At 67.4% G+C, this 15,255-nt stretch carries 14 protein-coding genes; 12 read left to right on the top strand and 2 right to left on the bottom strand.

The features are described from left to right. Positions 1–14 precede the first annotated feature (14 nt). The 6 genes from clpS (at position 15) to rdgB (ending at position 4,391) form a co-directional block, all read left to right on the top strand. On the top strand, positions 15–383 hold the full coding sequence (gene clpS / locus ARTH_RS13130) for an ATP-dependent Clp protease adapter ClpS (protein WP_011692426.1): 369 nt from the start codon (positions 15–17) through the stop codon (positions 381–383). Beyond that, positions 376–942 (top strand): DUF2017 domain-containing protein, encoded by a 567-nt coding sequence (locus ARTH_RS13125; RefSeq protein WP_011692425.1) that lies wholly within the window; start codon positions 376–378, stop codon positions 940–942. Before clpS ends, ARTH_RS13125 begins: the two co-directional genes overlap by 8 nt. A gap of 76 nt (positions 943–1,018) precedes the next feature. Further along, complete coding sequence (murI, locus tag ARTH_RS13120; RefSeq protein ID WP_011692424.1) at positions 1,019–2,074, top strand: glutamate racemase; 1,056 nt, start codon at positions 1,019–1,021, stop codon at positions 2,072–2,074. Then, on the top strand, positions 2,071–2,868 hold the full coding sequence (locus tag ARTH_RS13115) for an MBL fold metallo-hydrolase (protein WP_011692423.1): 798 nt from the start codon (positions 2,071–2,073) through the stop codon (positions 2,866–2,868). The genes murI and ARTH_RS13115 overlap by 4 nt, the downstream gene beginning before the upstream one ends. A gap of 63 nt (positions 2,869–2,931) precedes the next feature. Next, positions 2,932–3,690, top strand: coding sequence for a ribonuclease PH (gene rph / locus ARTH_RS13110; RefSeq protein WP_011692422.1), 759 nt, complete (start codon positions 2,932–2,934; stop codon positions 3,688–3,690). After that, on the top strand, positions 3,687–4,391 hold the full coding sequence (rdgB, locus tag ARTH_RS13105; protein ID WP_011692421.1) for an RdgB/HAM1 family non-canonical purine NTP pyrophosphatase: 705 nt from the start codon (positions 3,687–3,689) through the stop codon (positions 4,389–4,391). The genes rph and rdgB overlap by 4 nt, the downstream gene beginning before the upstream one ends. A gap of 76 nt (positions 4,392–4,467) precedes the next feature. Here the strand turns inward: rdgB and ARTH_RS13100 are convergent, their stop codons facing one another. Further along, entirely contained in the window at positions 4,468–5,238 is a 771-nt protein-coding gene (locus ARTH_RS13100) for a VTT domain-containing protein (RefSeq protein ID WP_011692420.1), read from the bottom strand. A 139-nt stretch (positions 5,239–5,377) separates the two neighbouring features. Between ARTH_RS13100 and ARTH_RS13095 the strand changes: the two genes are divergently transcribed. Both ARTH_RS13095 and ARTH_RS13090 read left to right on the top strand, forming a co-directional pair. After that, positions 5,378–6,391, top strand: coding sequence for an exonuclease domain-containing protein (locus tag ARTH_RS13095; RefSeq protein WP_011692419.1), 1,014 nt, complete (start codon positions 5,378–5,380; stop codon positions 6,389–6,391). 94 nt (positions 6,392–6,485) lie between these two features. Continuing rightward, positions 6,486–7,070: a DUF4395 domain-containing protein gene (locus ARTH_RS13090; protein ID WP_011692418.1), complete on the top strand. Its 585-nt coding sequence runs from the start codon at positions 6,486–6,488 to the stop codon at positions 7,068–7,070. Here ARTH_RS13090 and ARTH_RS13085 read toward each other — a convergent pair. Then, positions 7,057–8,187: an ADP-ribosylglycohydrolase family protein gene (locus tag ARTH_RS13085; protein WP_011692417.1), complete on the bottom strand. Its 1,131-nt coding sequence runs from the start codon at positions 8,185–8,187 to the stop codon at positions 7,057–7,059. The two genes, ARTH_RS13090 and ARTH_RS13085, sit on opposite strands and share 14 nt — an antisense overlap. 209 nt (positions 8,188–8,396) lie before the next feature. Here ARTH_RS13085 and ARTH_RS13080 point away from each other — a divergent pair, with 209 nt between their 5' ends. The 4 genes from ARTH_RS13080 (at position 8,397) to ARTH_RS13065 (ending at position 15,237) form a co-directional block, all read left to right on the top strand. Next, positions 8,397–9,353, top strand: coding sequence for an MIP/aquaporin family protein (locus tag ARTH_RS13080; RefSeq protein ID WP_011692416.1), 957 nt, complete (start codon positions 8,397–8,399; stop codon positions 9,351–9,353). A 61-nt stretch (positions 9,354–9,414) separates the two neighbouring features. Continuing rightward, on the top strand, positions 9,415–10,587 hold the full coding sequence (locus tag ARTH_RS13075) for an exonuclease SbcCD subunit D (RefSeq protein WP_011692415.1): 1,173 nt from the start codon (positions 9,415–9,417) through the stop codon (positions 10,585–10,587). Then, positions 10,584–13,655 carry an AAA family ATPase gene (locus ARTH_RS13070; RefSeq protein ID WP_011692414.1) on the top strand — a complete coding sequence of 1,024 codons (3,072 nt, stop codon included), beginning with the start codon at positions 10,584–10,586 and terminating at the stop codon, positions 13,653–13,655. Before ARTH_RS13075 ends, ARTH_RS13070 begins: the two co-directional genes overlap by 4 nt. A gap of 133 nt (positions 13,656–13,788) precedes the next feature. After that, positions 13,789–15,237, top strand: a complete 1,449-nt coding sequence (locus ARTH_RS13065) for an MFS transporter (RefSeq protein WP_011692413.1) — start codon at positions 13,789–13,791, stop codon at positions 15,235–15,237. The last annotated feature ends 18 nt before the right edge of the window (positions 15,238–15,255 follow it).

The following is a 15,255-nucleotide window of genomic DNA, read 5'->3' as shown; positions in this document are numbered from 1 at the left end:
CCTAGAATGGACAGATGACCCTAAGCGTTGCGCTCGGCCCTGACACCCGGGAGAGCACCCAGACCGGAACTGTGACGTCCACCGACGCCCTGACGGCCCCGGACATTCCCTGGAACCTGGTGATCTGGAACGATCCCGTCAACCTGATGAGCTATGTGAGCTACGTCTTCCAGAGTTACTTCGGCTATTCAGAGCCCAAAGCCAACAAGCTCATGATGGAGGTCCACAAGAAGGGACGTTCCATCGTGGCGCACGGCAGCAAGGAGCAGGTGGAACAGCACGCCGTCGCCATGCATGGCTTCGGGTTGTGGGCGACGGTGGAAAAAGCCGCCGGCGGCGGAAAAGACGGCGGATCCGGCAAGGGCAAAGGCAAACGTGGCTAAGGCATTCAAATACGGGATCAAAGGCATTACCGGGTACCTGGAGCCGGCGGAACGGGAACTGCTGCGCAGCCTGATCGACGACGTCATTTCCATGCTTCAGCCGGCCGAAAGTGCCAGCGAAGATCCGCTCACCGCCCTGATCGGGCTGGACATGAATGTCCGGGAACCGTCGGACCGCGCACTGCGGCGGCTGCTGCCCAATGTGACGAAGGACGACGACGCCGCCTCACTGGAGTTCCGCCAGCTCACGGAACGCTCCCTGCGGGAAAACAAAATCGGCGCCCTGCGGGCAGCCGCCCTGGGGCTGGACACCAACGAACTGGTTCTTTCGCAGGCCGATGCCAGGCACTGGTCGCAGGCGCTCAACGACGTCCGGCTTGTCCTGGCCGAAAGACTCGACATCCGGGATGACGCCGACGCCGAACATGTCCATACCATGCAGGACTGGTCCCAGGCCGAGGATGTTGAAAGCTACCTCGCGCTGGTTTACAACTTCACCACGTGGCTGCAGGAATCGCTGGTGCAGGCCATGCTGCAGTCCATGGAGTCGCGCGGCTGACCGAACCGGCCCGCGTTCCCGTGCGGGCGGCCGACCAAGTGTGACCCATCCGACATGAGTCGGGCGACACAATGTAATGGCCGCACCATCAGGGAAGCCCTATCCTCGAATAATCATGACTTCAGCATCGAGCATGGATCCGGCAGCGCCAGCTGTGGCGGAATCCCCAGCGAGCAGCCCGGACGACAGCCCCATGGGCTCGCGGCCCATCGGCATCTTCGACTCCGGCGTCGGAGGACTGACCGTGGCGCGGTCCATCATCGACCAGCTGCCCAATGAATCGATCCTTTACGTGGGGGACACGGCCAACGGCCCCTACGGCCCGCTGCCCATCGCCGAGGTCCGTGCCAACGCCCTCGGCGTCATGGATGAGCTGGTGGACTCCGGTGTCAAGCTGCTGACCATCGCCTGCAACTCGGCCTCCGCCGCCGTGCTGCGGGACGCCCGTGAACGGTACACGGCCCGCTACGGGATCCCCGTCATCGAAGTCATCCAGCCTGCCGTGCGGCGGGCAGTGGCCGCCACCCGGAGCGGCCGGGTGGGCGTCATCGGTACCTCCGCCACCATAGGCTCCCGCGCCTACGAGGACACCTTCGCCGCCGCGCCCGACCTGCACATCACCTCCGTGGCATGCCCGGCATTCGTCAGCTACGTGGAGGCCGGCATCACCACGGGCCCGGAACTGCTGGCCGTGGCCCGGGAGTACCTGGAGCCGCTTCGCACCGCCGGCGTGGACACGGTTGTGCTTGGCTGCACGCACTACCCCCTGCTCACCGGAGTGATCTCCTACGTCATGGGGGAGGACGTCACCCTCGTGTCCAGCGCCGAGGAAACCGCCAAAGACGTGTACCGGGCGCTTGTCTCGCACGACCTGCAGCGGACCCTTGAAGCACCGCCCGAGCACCACTTCATTGCCACTGGTGAAGCAGGCCAGTTCGAAACCCTGGCCAGGCGTTTCCTAGGGCCCGAGGTGCTCAGCGTCCGGCATGTGGACCACGTCGCCGCGCAGTACCCCACCGGCAGCCTGGCGAAAATTACGCCCGAAATGATCGCGGCCGCGCAGGCCGGCGCTTCCCGGCCACGGATTTCCAACTTCGTCGGCGGATCCGCGGCCGGGGGGTCCCGCCGGTGAAATTGACCATTGTTGGCTGCACCGGGTCCTTCCCCGGACCGGGCTCTCCGGCGTCGTGCTACCTGTTGACTGCCCACGACGGCGAGCGGACCTGGAAGATCGTCATGGACCTTGGCAGCGGGGCACTGGGCGCCATCCAGCGGTACACGGACTTGGAGGACATCGACGCGATCTTCCTCACCCACCTCCATCCGGACCATTGCATGGACCTGTGCGGGCTGCACGTGGCCGTGCGCTGGAAGCCGGGCGGCTGGGGCCGTGACCGGATCCCGGTTTGGGGACCTGCCGCCACGGCCGACCGGATGGCCACGGCGTACGGGCTGGAACTGGACCCGGGCATGCATGAGGAATTCGACTTCACCAACTGGACGGAACGGCAGTCGGTGTCTGTCGGGCCGTACACCGTGACGCCCTTCGCGGTGAACCACCCCGTGGAGGAGGCCTATGCCCTTCGCGTCGAAGTCACCGAACCGTCCGGGGACGGCATGCCCGTCACCCGTGTCCTCACGTACTCGGGTGACACCGACTCGTGTTCCGGGCTGGAGGACGCCGCCAAGGACGCCGACCTGTTCCTGTGCGAGGCAGCCTTCGAGGAAGGCCGCGACGACGACATCAAGGACGTCCACCTGACCGGCAAACGCGCTGGCGAGGCCGCTGTGGCCGCCGGTGCCCGCCGGTTGCTGCTGACCCACATTCCGGTGTGGACTTCGCAGACAACCGTAATGGCGGAAGCCAAGAAGGTTTTCGGCCAGCACGTTGCTGTGGCCGTCGCGGGCGTGCACTACACCATCTGAGGCGCGGGCCGCACGGGGCAGTTGTGGTCCGGGCAGGCCGGGGCGGGTCGATAAGCTAAAGGCATGACTTCTGAAGCAATTGCCACCCCCGTCATTCGTGCCGACGGCCGTACCCCTGATCAGCTCCGCCCGATCAGCATCACCCGCGGCTGGTCCAAGCAGGCCGAAGGTTCGGCCCTGATCGAATTCGGTAATACCCGGGTGCTGTGCACGGCTTCCCTCACCGAAGGCGTGCCGCGCTGGCTCAAGGGGGAGGGCCGTGGCTGGGTCACCGCCGAGTATGCCATGCTGCCCCGCGCCACCAACACCCGATCCGCCCGTGAGTCCGTGAAGGGCAAGATCGGCGGCCGCACCCACGAGATTTCCCGGCTGATCGGCCGTTCGCTCCGTTCCATCATCGACACCAAGGCGCTTGGCGAAAACACGATCGTGCTGGACTGCGATGTCCTGCAGGCCGACGGCGGCACGCGCACCGCCGCCATCACCGGAGCCTATGTGGCGCTCGCGGAAGCCATCCGCTTCGCACGGGAAAACAAGATTATCTCCAAGAACGCCCAGCCGCTCATCGACACGATCGCCGCCGTGTCGGTCGGCATCATCGACGGCGTCCCCATGCTGGACCTGCCCTACGTCGAGGATGTTCGCGCCGAGACCGACATGAACGTGGTGGTCACCGGTTCAGGCAAGTTCGTGGAGGTGCAGGGCACCGCGGAGGGCGCACCCTTCGACCGCGACGAGCTGAACCAGCTGCTGGACCTGGCCCTGCTGGGCACCGAGCAGCTCGCCGCCATCCAGCGCGAGACCCTGGCGGAAGCCCCGTGACCCAGCCCGACGGGATCCGCCATGACGGCCTGCCCGCCCCCGCCGCTGCGGCTCCGGTGCTGGTCCTGGCAACGCACAACAAGGGCAAGCTCAGGGAACTGCGGGAGCTGCTGCGCGGACAGGTGCCAGGGCTCGACGTCGACACCCAGGTGGTGGACGCCGGTGCCGTCGGCGCGCCGGATGTCGCCGAAACCGGCGTGACGTTTGCCGAGAACTCGCTGCTGAAGGCCCGGGCAGTGGCGGAGGCTACCGGCCTGGTGGCCATTGCCGACGATTCGGGCCTCTCGGTGGATGTCCTTGGCGGGGCACCGGGAATCTTTTCGGCACGGTGGAGCGGCCGGCATGGCGACGACTACGCCAACCTGCAGCTTCTGCTGGCGCAACTTGCCGATGTTCCGGACGAGTACCGCGGCGCCGCTTTCGTCTGTGCCGCGGCGCTCGCCGTGCCCGGCCCGGCAGCGGACGGCGGGCGCGAGGTGGTGGAGTATGGCCAGCTCGAAGGATCGCTGCTGCGCGAGCCGCGTGGCGAGGGCGGATTCGGCTACGACCCCGTGCTCCAGCCGAGTGGCCTTGACCGCAGCTGCGCCGAGTTGAGCCCGGAGGAAAAGAACGCCATCAGCCATCGGGGCCAGGCGTTCAGGGCGCTGCTGCCGTCCATCGTCGAGGCGTTGGCCGAACAAGGCCTGCGGAACAGGGTCTAGCGGTCCCGGAAACGGTTGAAGGCGCCCCCGCACGGGGGCGCCTTCAGTCATGTGCAGTGCTATCCGTCAGCCGGAGCTACATGTTCGTTTTTCGCTCTTCTTCCGGTTCGTGCTCTTCGATGAACTCGTCCACGGCGTCCGTGCCGAAGTGATCGGCCTGACGCTTGGCGGACAGCCCGCGGAGTACTTCGATGCCGATGGGGATCACGGAGACCAGCACGATCACGATGAAGATGATGTCCAGGTTTTCACGGACCCACGGCACCCGGTCACCCAGCAGGTAGCCGAGCAGCGTGACGCCGCCGCCCCAGAGCACGGCGCCGATGACGTTAAAGAGGAAGAACTTCCGCTTGCTCATCTGCGCGACGCCCACGATGACCGGTACGAACGTGCGGATGATGGGAACGAAGCGCGCCAGGATCAGCGCCTTGCCGCCGTGCTTTTCGAAGAAGGCGTGCGCGCTTTCGACGTTTTCACGCTTGAACAGTTTTGAGTCCGGCTTGTTGAAAATGGCCGGGCCGGCTTTGGAACCAATGAGATAGCCGGTCTGGTTGCCGATGATGGCCGCAACGATGATCAGCGCGGAGAACAGCCAGATGTTGAACTTGATGGTGTCCGTGGCCACGAGGAGGCCGGCAGTGAACAGCATGGAGTCGCCGGGGAGGAAGAATCCGATCAGCAGACCCGTCTCGGCGAAAATGATGCCGCAGACCAGCAGCACCACCCAGGGGGCAAGTGCCGGATCGGCCAGGAAGATCTGGGGGTTGAGCCAGTCGGGAAGGAACGAGGCCAGGTGCGGCTGCACCGGTCCCGCACCCCCGAGGGTGGACACGGCAAAGTCACTCATCGCATGTAGGTTCACCACTCAAGGTTACTGGACCGCCGGTGCCGGGCCCGTCCCGCAAGGGCGTCGCGTGACCACCGACACCAGCGACAGGCGGGGGTGCGGTGCCGGGGCACGGGCCGGCCGGCGGTAAAGTTGAGCCGTGGGTTTGGACTTTACGGCGATCGACTTCGAGACAGCCAACGGCTTCCGCGGTTCGCCGTGCGCCGTTGGCCTGAGCAAGGTCCGCGGCGGCGTGGTGGTGGAGGAGGCCTCCTGGCTGATGCGTCCGCCTGAAGACCACGACCGGTTCGACTACCACAATGTGCGGATCCACGGCATCAGGCCCGAGGACGTGGCCGGCCTGCCGCGCTTTGGCGAACTCTTCCCCGAGATCGGCGCATTCATTGGCGGCGATGTCCTGGCCGCGCACAACGCGGCCTTCGACCTGGGCGTGATCCGGTCAGCACTGGAAGTGTCCGGGCTGCCGGGCCCCGCCTACGACTATGTGTGCACGGTGATGCTGTCCCGCCGCTGCTATTCGCTGGTCTCCAATTCGCTGCCCTACGCTGCCGAGGAAGCCGGCGTCCCGCTGGTCAACCACCACGACGCGGCTGAGGATGCCAGGGCATGTGCTGGAATCCTGATCGACATTGCGCGACGGAACGGCGCCGGCAGCATCGCCGAACTCTATCTGTCCCTTGGGCTTTCGCTGCAGCACCAGCAGGCGTTTGATCCCGCCCGCGACGGTCTGTCGAAAACAACCTTGACAGCCTTGGGCGCGGCGGGCGGCACCGGAACCGCGGCACGGCCGTTCACGCCAGGCTGGCCTGAGGAAGGGGCCAACCCCGCGCCGAATTCCGACGCCGAACCCGGCCATCCGCTGTTCGGGCAGACTGTCGTGTTCACGGGCGAGCTGGCCATGCCCAGGCCCGAAGCCAAGGTCCTGTCCGCGGAGTTCGGTGCACAGCCGGAAAGCCGGGTGACCGGCCGGACCACGGTGCTGGTGGTCGGCGACGGCTTTGTGGCTTCGGACCTCCGCTCCGGCCGCCTGACGGGCAAGGCGCGGCGGGTCCTGGAACTCCACGAGCGGGGCCAGCGCATCGAGGTGCTGTCCGAAGGTGAGTTCCTGCAAATGGTCGGCGGGCAGGTGACCGCGGCCGCCGCCCTGATGTAGCTGCTGCTTCACGGGCGGTCGCCGGAGGGGCGCCGGACGGTCATACGGCGCAACAATGCTTCCGGTGCTGCCGGCGGCCTCCTAGCCTTGCACCATGGGCAAATTGCGGGTCACCGATTCCACCACTGTCACCGCGGCTGATGCCGCCCCCGCCGCCGGCGCTGCCATTGCGGAGGACAACCGGCGCGCCGGGGTGGACTGGCGCAAGGTGTTCGAGTTCCCCAACCCGGTCAACGAGTATGCCGCCAGGATCACCGCGGGCCTCGTTGTGGTGCTGGCCGCCGTCACGCTGTTGACCGGTTGGGGCTGGGGACTGGCTGTCATTGCCGCCGGCTTCTGGCTGCGCGTGCTGTTCGGCCCCAGGATTTCCCCGCTGGCCCAGCTCTCCGTCAAGGTCCTGGCGCCGCGCCTCGGGCGGGCCAAGCTTGTGCCCGGTCCGCCCAAGCGCTTCGCGCAGGGCATCGGTGCAGCCATGTCGACTGCCGCGGCGCTGCTGCTCGCGGCAGGGCTCGCACCGGCTGCCTGGGTGCTCCTGGCGGTCCTGGTCCTTGCAGCCTCGCTGGAGGCGTTCGCAGGGTTCTGCCTGGGCTGCGCGATCTTCGGTTTCCTTCAGAGCCGCGGGCTCATCCCGGAGGACATCTGCGAGGCCTGCAACAACATCGCCCTCAGGCGATCGTAACCTTGACCAGTTGACCGGCCATGCCCCGGATGACCTCCGGTGCTTCCAGGGACTCCAGCCACTCCGCCGGAAGGCCTTCCTCGCCGTACAGGGCTCCCAGGATGTTTCCGGCAATGGAACCGGTGGAGTCGCTGTCTCCGCTGTGGTTCACGGCCAGCACAATGGCCTCGCGGAAATGTGATTGCGGGTCCACGCCCGCGATCTCCGGCGCGGCGTCGGCCGCCTTATCCCGTGCCGGTGCTGTGGCCAGCACCGCGTATAGCGCGACGGCGAGGGCTTCCTCTGCCACCCAGCCCTCTCCGAGTTCCCGCACCAGGTCCTCGGGGCCGAGGCGGCGGCCGGCACCCGCGTGCCCGGAAACTCCCGCGAGCTGAAAGGCCCGCTCCAGCCGAGCAATAAGCGCCGGCTCTGCGTCGTCCCGGCCCCGGGCATGGGCGAAGGCATAGTTGGCCGCGTCCAGGAGACTTTGGCCACTTACAAGGGCATGGATCAGGAGGCTGAAAGTCCCTGCGCTCTGCCGCGCTGAACGGTGGCCGTGGGTCAATGAAGCCGCGTCGGTGCTCAGCTTGTACATCGCGTCGGCAGGAATATGCGGAATCAGGCCGAACGGCGCCGAGCGCATCACCGTTCCGCAGCCCTTCGACTCCGGATTGACCGGACGGTACACGGTTCCCATTTCACCCGTGGCCAGGCCGCTGAGGCAGGCGTTTCCGGGCGCACGCCGGTGCTTCAGGGCCGCCTGGCCGTCGATCCACCGCGGTTGCGGAACCGGAGCCGACGGAGGGACAGGCACACCCTGCGTGGCCAGCCAACGCAGGTAGGCGAGCCACACACACGCGTTGGCATCGGCGGCTGTGCCGGCATTGGCCCACTCCAGCGCCTCCACGAGTCCGTCCACTGTATACAGCGTCAGTTGGGTGTCGTCCGAAAAGTGGCTGCCGGCGTCGAGCGCTGAAAAATCCTGAAGTCCCGCGGGGCCAAAGCGGCTCCGGATGGCGGAAATATCGTCGAATTCCACGGCATAGCCGAGGGAATCGCCCAGGGCGCCGCCCAGCAGGCAGCCATGGATCCGGGACTGGGGCGTCGGTGCCGGCGGGCGGGAAGGTTCAGTGCTCATGACTGTAAATTTACCCCGGGCAGGCCCGTTGAGTCGCCGGTAGCAGGGGCCCCGGTCGCTGCGACGGCGTGCCGCGGGCTAAGCTCGAACCCAGCAAGCGTCCAGACTCAGTTGGCAGAATACGTCGGACAGTACATTGCCGGGCGCACTGCCGCCCGCACGCCCGCCGGAATCACCGGGCGGGCTACGAAGCAAAGGATTTCCAGAACATGACCTCCCCCGTGCCTGCACGCCAGACCACAAGTCCCGATTTGCGCTCCGCTCCGGAGGCTTTCACACCCGGGCTTGCGGCACGTCTGTCGGCGGAGGCCTTTGGAACCCTTTTCCTGGTGATCGCCGGACTGGGCGTGCCGCTGTTCACGATTCCGCAGTCCAACCCGTTGTCCGCCTCGCTGGCCGCCGGGCTTGCCGTCACGGCCGCTATGCTCGCCTTCGCTTATATCTCCGGCGGCCACTTCAACCCGGCAGTGACCCTGGGCAACGCCATCGCGGGCCGCATCAGGCTGCCGGAAGCTGCGGCGTACGTCGGCGCGCAGCTTGTCGGCGCCGCCGCCGGCACCCTGGCACTGTTCGGAATCCTGCGAACGGTGCCCAAAATCGAAGACACCCGCGCCGCCTTTGACACCGTGACGGCGGGCTTTGGCGAGCATTCCATCATCCAGGCTCCCATGGCCGGAGTCCTGCTCGTCGAGGTACTCGGCGCTGCGCTCCTGGTAGCCGTCTTCCTGGGGACCACAGCTGCCCGCAACACCAACAAAGCCGCAGCCCCCTTCGCGGTGGGACTCACGCTCGCCGTCCTGCTGCAGCTGGGGCAGGCCGTGGGCAACACACCGTTCAATCCGGCGCGCGCCACCGCGTCGGCCATCTTCAGCAACACCTGGTCCCTCGAGCAGCTGTGGCTCTTCTGGGTGGCCCCGCTGGTGGGTGCCGCCATCGCGGGCCTTGTGTTCCGCGGGTTCGCCGACACCCCTGCGGCTGCTCCGTCCCCCGCCCAGGCGGACGCCGACGACGCTGCGCACGAGTCCGATGACGATCTGCACGACGATGTTGACGATGACACCACCGGTTTTGAAGGTGACGCCGCCGGCCGCTCCGACGCGCCGGCTGCCGGCGCCTCTGCCAACGATGACGTCCGGGACTTCTTTGACGGCAAGCGCGGACAGTAGTTGCTCAGCTGTGCCGTGTCTGTGCCGCAAAACTGTCGGTACCCGCGGATAGCTTAAGAACATGCGGTTATTGCACACTTCCGATTGGCACCTGGGCAGGTCGTTCCACGGCGTCGGCATGCTGGATGCCCAGCAGCGCTTCATCGACCAGCTGGTCGAATTCGTCGGTGACGAGAAGGTGGACGTTGTCCTGATCGCCGGTGATGTCTACGACCGCGCCCTGCCGGGTGTTGATGTGGTCCGCCTGCTGGACGACGCCCTCGTGCGGCTGACGGAGGCGGGTGCGCAGGTGGTTCTCACCAGCGGAAACCACGATTCCGCCATCCGCCTCGGCTTTGCCTCACGGCTGCTGGAGCGCGGGGGAGTGCACCTGCGTACGCGGCTCGCCGAACTGGTCGTACCGGTCCTGCTGCCGCTGGACACCGCGGCGGATGGTCCAGTGCTGGCCGTCTACGGCATTCCCTGGCTTGAGCCCCGGCTGGTCGCCGGGCAACTGGGCGTCGAACCCGCAAGCCACTTCGAAGTCACGCGTGCGGCGACGGAAATGATCCGGACCGACGTGGCCGCCCGGTCCAAGGCCAGGACGGTCCATTCGGTTGTGCTGGCCCATACATTCGCGAGCGGCGGGATCAGCTCGGACAGCGAACGGGACCTGAGCATCGGTGGAGTCGGAGCTGTCCCGCTGGACCTCTTTGACGGGTTCGGCTACACCGCGCTGGGCCACCTGCACGGCAGGCAGTCGCTGTCGCCAACCGTCCGCTACTCCGGGTCGCCCCTTGCCTACTCCTTCTCGGAAGCCAGGCACCGGAAAGGCGGCTGGCTGATCGAAGCGGATGCCACCGGCATCACCGACGTGACGGAGGTCTTCTGGGAAGCGCCGCGGGCACTCGCCGTGCTGCGCGGCACTATCGACCACCTCCTCTCAGCCGAGGAACATGCCTGGGCCGAGGCCGCCTATTGCCAGATCACCCTGACGGACCCGCAGCGTCCCGCCCAGGCCATGGACAAACTGCGGGCCCGCTTTCCCGGCACCCTGGTCCTCGGTTTCGAGCCCGAAGGCGCTGCGGCTGACGTGAGGACGAGTTACAGCACCAGGCTCGCCGCAGCAGATGACGATCTGTCCATCTGCTGCGGCTTCCTGGAACACGTCCGCGGCCGCAGCACGGACGACGCCGAGGCGGCTGTCCTGCGGGAAGCCCTCGACGCCGCACGGCTGGCAGAGGTGTCACTGTGAGGATCCACCGGCTCGAGATATCCGCCTTCGGCCCCTTCGCAGGCACCGAGCACATCGACTTTGACCGACTCAGCGCGCACGGGCTCTTCCTGCTGAACGGCGCAACCGGCGCCGGCAAGACCAGCGTGCTGGATGCCATCTGCTTTGCCCTGTACGGGTCCGTGCCCGGTGCACGCCAGGAGGGCAAGCGCCTCCGCAGCGACCACGCTGACGCCGCCGCGGAACCGCGCGTCACCTGCGAGTTTTCAGCCAAGGGGCGGCATTTTGAAGTCTCCAGGATTCCTGCGTGGAACAGGCCCAGCGCCAGGGGCCGGAACGGATTTACTGAACAGAAGGCCAACACCCTGCTGCGCGAACGCGTTGACGGGCAGTGGATCGAGAAGTCCGGCCGGAACGATGAAGCCGGCGCGGAAATCAGCTCCGTGCTGGGCATGGACCGTGAGCAGTTCACCCGGGTGGTCATGCTGCCGCAGGGTGACTTCGCCGCTTTTCTCCGCTCCAAACCGGCCGAGCGGCTGGAACTGCTCCAAAGCCTGTTCGGCACGGAGCGTTTTGAGGCCGTGGAACAGGAGCTGGCCCGGCGTGCCGCGGATGCCCGCGCACAGGTGGCCAGCCTCAACAGCCAGTTGGACCTCCTGCTTGCACAGGCCAGGTCTGAAGTAACTCCGCCGGAACAGGAACTGCCGGATGTCCCGGCAGCACCGGAGGATGCAGACCTCCTTCTCGAATGGCTGCAGGACACCGCCGCGGCCAGGGCCGTGACAGCGCATGCTGAAGCGGACGAAGCGGCCGCAGGACGCGCCGGGGCTGCCCGCCGCCTTGAAGCCGCCGAAGCGCATGCTGCCCGCCAGGTCAAACTCGCTGCGGCGGAACGCCGGAGATCGGCTGCAGACGCCGCAGCGCCTGAACTCCGGGACAAGGCACGGCAACTTGGCCTGCACCGCAAGGCCGAGGTACTGGGCGGCCAATTGCAGGCCCTGGACAAGGCCGACATCGCTGAAGAACGGGCCGCCCGGGCTATGGCAGCGGCGGTCGACGAACTGCGCGCTGCGGTCCTCGTGGACGCCGAACTCGCAGCCCTGTCCGCTTACGCCCGCCAGGAAAGCGGCAGCGCGGACGAGCACTTCTTCGATGCTGCAGTAGTACGGAGTGAACTCAGCCGCCTGCGGTCCCTCCGCGCGGTGCTTGAGGAACGGCTGCCGGACGAGGCCAGGCTGTCCGGGATGGTGGCCCGCGGCGCGGAACTTCGGAAAACCCTCACCGAGTTGCGTGAGAGAAGGCGGGCCGGCGCTGCCGCCCTTGAAGGTTTGCGGGCGGAGGCCGCCGAACTGCTAGCGGGCGTGAAGCCCCTCGAGGAACTCGCTGCCGAAGCCCAGCTGCGGACCAAGGAGGCCGCAGCTGCGGAGGAACTCGTCGCCGTCGTCGGCCGCCACGCTGCAGCGGTCCGGGTCAGTTCCGGCGTTGCCGAACGGCACCGCCTGGCCCGGGACGACCACCAGAACCACCGCCAGCGGTGGCTGGACCTGAGGGAGGAGCGGCTCGCCAATGCAGCTGCGGAGCTTGCTTCCCAGCTGCGGCCGACCGAACCCTGCCCCGTGTGCGGCAGCCCCGAGCACCCTTCTCCGGCTCCGGCGGCCACCGCCGCGTTGGCCGTTGCTGACGCGGAACGCGCGGCCCAGGAAGCCTGCGAGGCTGCGGAAGCGGTCCTGGCGGCGCTGGGCAAAGAACTGGCCGAAGCGCGGCAGCTGGTCGCCGTGCTGGCGGCCCAGGGCGGTGATCTCCCGCTGGAGGAAGCCCGCGCAGACGCGGCCCAGGCGAAGGAGCGAGCGGACGAGGCAGTCAGGGCGGCCGCGGACCTCGCCGCCAGCCGTGAGCGCCAGGCAGAACTGGACGAACACATCGATGCTGCCGAATCGGCCCAGGCCGCTGCCGATTCCGGAATGGCGAAGACTGAATCCACCCTCATGGAAGTCCTGGAACAGACGGACGCCCTGGATGATGCGCTGGGCAAACTGCGTGCGGGCTACCCGACCCTCGGCAGCCGCCTGAGCTCCCTCGACGAATCCACGGCGCTCCTGGAACGAACAGACGCCGCGAGGAGCGGCCTCGAACAGGCCGGGCTGCGCACCAGGGATGCCCGCCAGCAGTTGGACAAGGCGCTTCCGGAGTCCGGGTTCGAATCAGCCGCGGCGGCACGGTCCGTCCTGCTCCCGGTCCCGGAAGCAGCCATGCTCGAAGCCGCGATCCGGGCCGGCCAAGACGAAGAAGCCCGCGTCGGGGAACTCTTCGCCAGCGAGGAACTGATCCTTGCCACACGCGAGCTTGAGGACGACGGCCCGGTAGAGGCCAGCGTGCTGGAACAGCTTCGCGCGGAGGACGCTGCCGCTGAACGAATGGCCAGGCAAGCCGTTGTCGCGGCGGGGCTCGCCGAGAAGTCAGTCCTTACCCTCCGTCGGATCGCGGAGGACTACGGCCGGCTGGCGGCATCGGGCCAAGGTCCGCGGGAACGTGCCGCGCTGCTCACGGCGGTGGCCGAGGCCGCCCGCGGCGCCGGCGACAACACCTACCGCATGAGCCTGAACAGCTACGTACTCGCGGCGAGGCTCGAGCAAGTGGCCATTGCCGCTTCGGAGAGGCTGGTCGGCATGAGCGATGGCCGGTACACCCTGCAGCACACGGACGCCAAGGCCGCCCGCGGTGCCAAATCCGGTCTTGGCCTGGAAGTCGTGGACCAGTGGACCGGTCACCGCCGGGATACCGCCACGCTGTCCGGCGGTGAATCTTTCATGGCTTCCCTGGCCCTGGCGCTGGGTCTGGCGGATGTGGTGCAACAGGAGTCCGGCGGAGTGGACATCGAGACACTCTTCGTGGACGAGGGCTTCGGCAGCCTCGACGAGCAGGCGTTGGAACAAGTGATGGATGCCCTTGAGGGGCTTCGGGACGGCGGCCGTGTGGTCGGCCTGGTGAGCCATGTGCCCGAGATGAAGCAGCGCATCAGCACCCAGCTCCAGGTGGTCAAGGGGCGGAACGGTTCCACTCTCCATATTTCGGACGACGCCCTGGCCTGACGCCGCGGGTCCGCGCGCTTTTTATGCCCGGTGCACCCGGCCACGCTCCGGGCCCTCGGCTACAATTGTGGAGTTACCGGGTCGCGCGCATCGGGAGGAGGGACGATGCGCACCATTGAGCGAACCCGGAACAATGACCCCTTCACTATCTTCCCAGGCATCCGCCGCCACAAGCACTGCCGCAAGCGAACTTACAGACGGCGCAAAGCCCTCCGCCCCGCCCGGGCAGGCTTTCCCGAGCCCTCCTGCGAGCACGGGAGGCCGCTTTGCCCGGCTTCCGCTATTAGCCGGCAAGGGCTTCATCCCGATTGGCCTTTTTGCCCGGCTGCCCCTGGCCATGCTGACGGTGGGCGCCCTGACACTCGTTACGGCCGTCACCGGCTCGTACGCAGTTGGCGGGGCAGCAGCCGGTGCCGTAGGCATCGGTTCAGCTCTGGGAGCGCCTGTTTTGGGTGCATGGGCGGACCGGCTTGGACAGCGCCCCGTGCTGCTGTTCGCCGCAGTCTTCAACACTGCCGCGGTGGTGGCCCTGATCCTCATGGCGTACCTCGTACCCGCCGGCCAGGACGTGGCAGCGGCGCTCCCCGTCCTTGCCGCGGCTTTCGTGGCGGGAGCCAGCTGCCCCCAGGTGGGCCCGCTCGCCCGTGTCCGCTGGATGGCCCTTACCGCGAGAAGCCAGAGCGGCAAAGCGGAGGATTTGGATGCCGCCCTGTCGTACGAGAGCACCGCGGATGAGCTGACTTTCGTTCTCGGCCCTGCACTCGTGGGCATCCTCGCAAGCCTGATTGCCCCGTGGCTCCCGCTAGCCGTGGCCGCAAGCCTGACGCTCACCCTCGTTCCCGCATTCGCCGTCCACCGCACGCACCTCGCCGTCCCGCTAAGCGTGCGCCGTCGCCGCCGGGGCACCCCGGCCGTTGCGGACCCTGCGGCGCCGCGCGACGCCGTGGCCACCAACGCGGACTCCACTGCCGGTTCCCGGAAAACGGACTCCCGCGGTATGGCTGCCGTTGCCCTGCCTTTCCTTGCCATGCTGTGCATGGGAACATTCTTCGGTTCCACCCAGACGGGGTTGAGCTCTTTCTCGGCGAGCTTTGCCACGGCCGAGATTGCCGGACTGTTGTATGCCGTCATGGGCCTCAGCTCCGCCGCGGCCGCACTGAGTGTCGCCTACTGGTCCAAGAGATTCACCTTCCCGGCACGGTGGATGGTCAGCGCCATGCTGATGGCCGGCCTTGCGGTGCTCCTGCTGCTGCCGGAATCGGCGCTCCCCATGGTGCTTGTGCTTCTCGTCCTGGGACTGCCGGTGGGCCCGTTGATGGTCACCGTGTTCGCCATCGGCGGGGAAGTGGCTCCTGCCGGGCGCCTGGGAACCGTGATGACAGCCTTGGCCAGCGGCATTGTTGCCGGCACGGCACTGGGGTCCTCGGTCGCGGGACAGCTGGCGCAGCACCACGGGTACTCCGCAGCGTTCCTGGTACCGGTCTGTGCCGCAGCGGCGCTCTTCCTGCTGGGGGCCGCCGCAGCCGTCGTCCTCCGAAAAGGCAGGGCAAGCCGCCGGGGCAACCGCACCGGCAGCCGCTAACCGGGGCGCCCAATGGGC

It is taken from the genome of Arthrobacter sp. FB24, from assembly GCF_000196235.1.
Taxonomy (GTDB): domain Bacteria; phylum Actinomycetota; class Actinomycetes; order Actinomycetales; family Micrococcaceae; genus Arthrobacter.
This window is presented reverse-complemented; position numbering and strand designations above follow the sequence as displayed.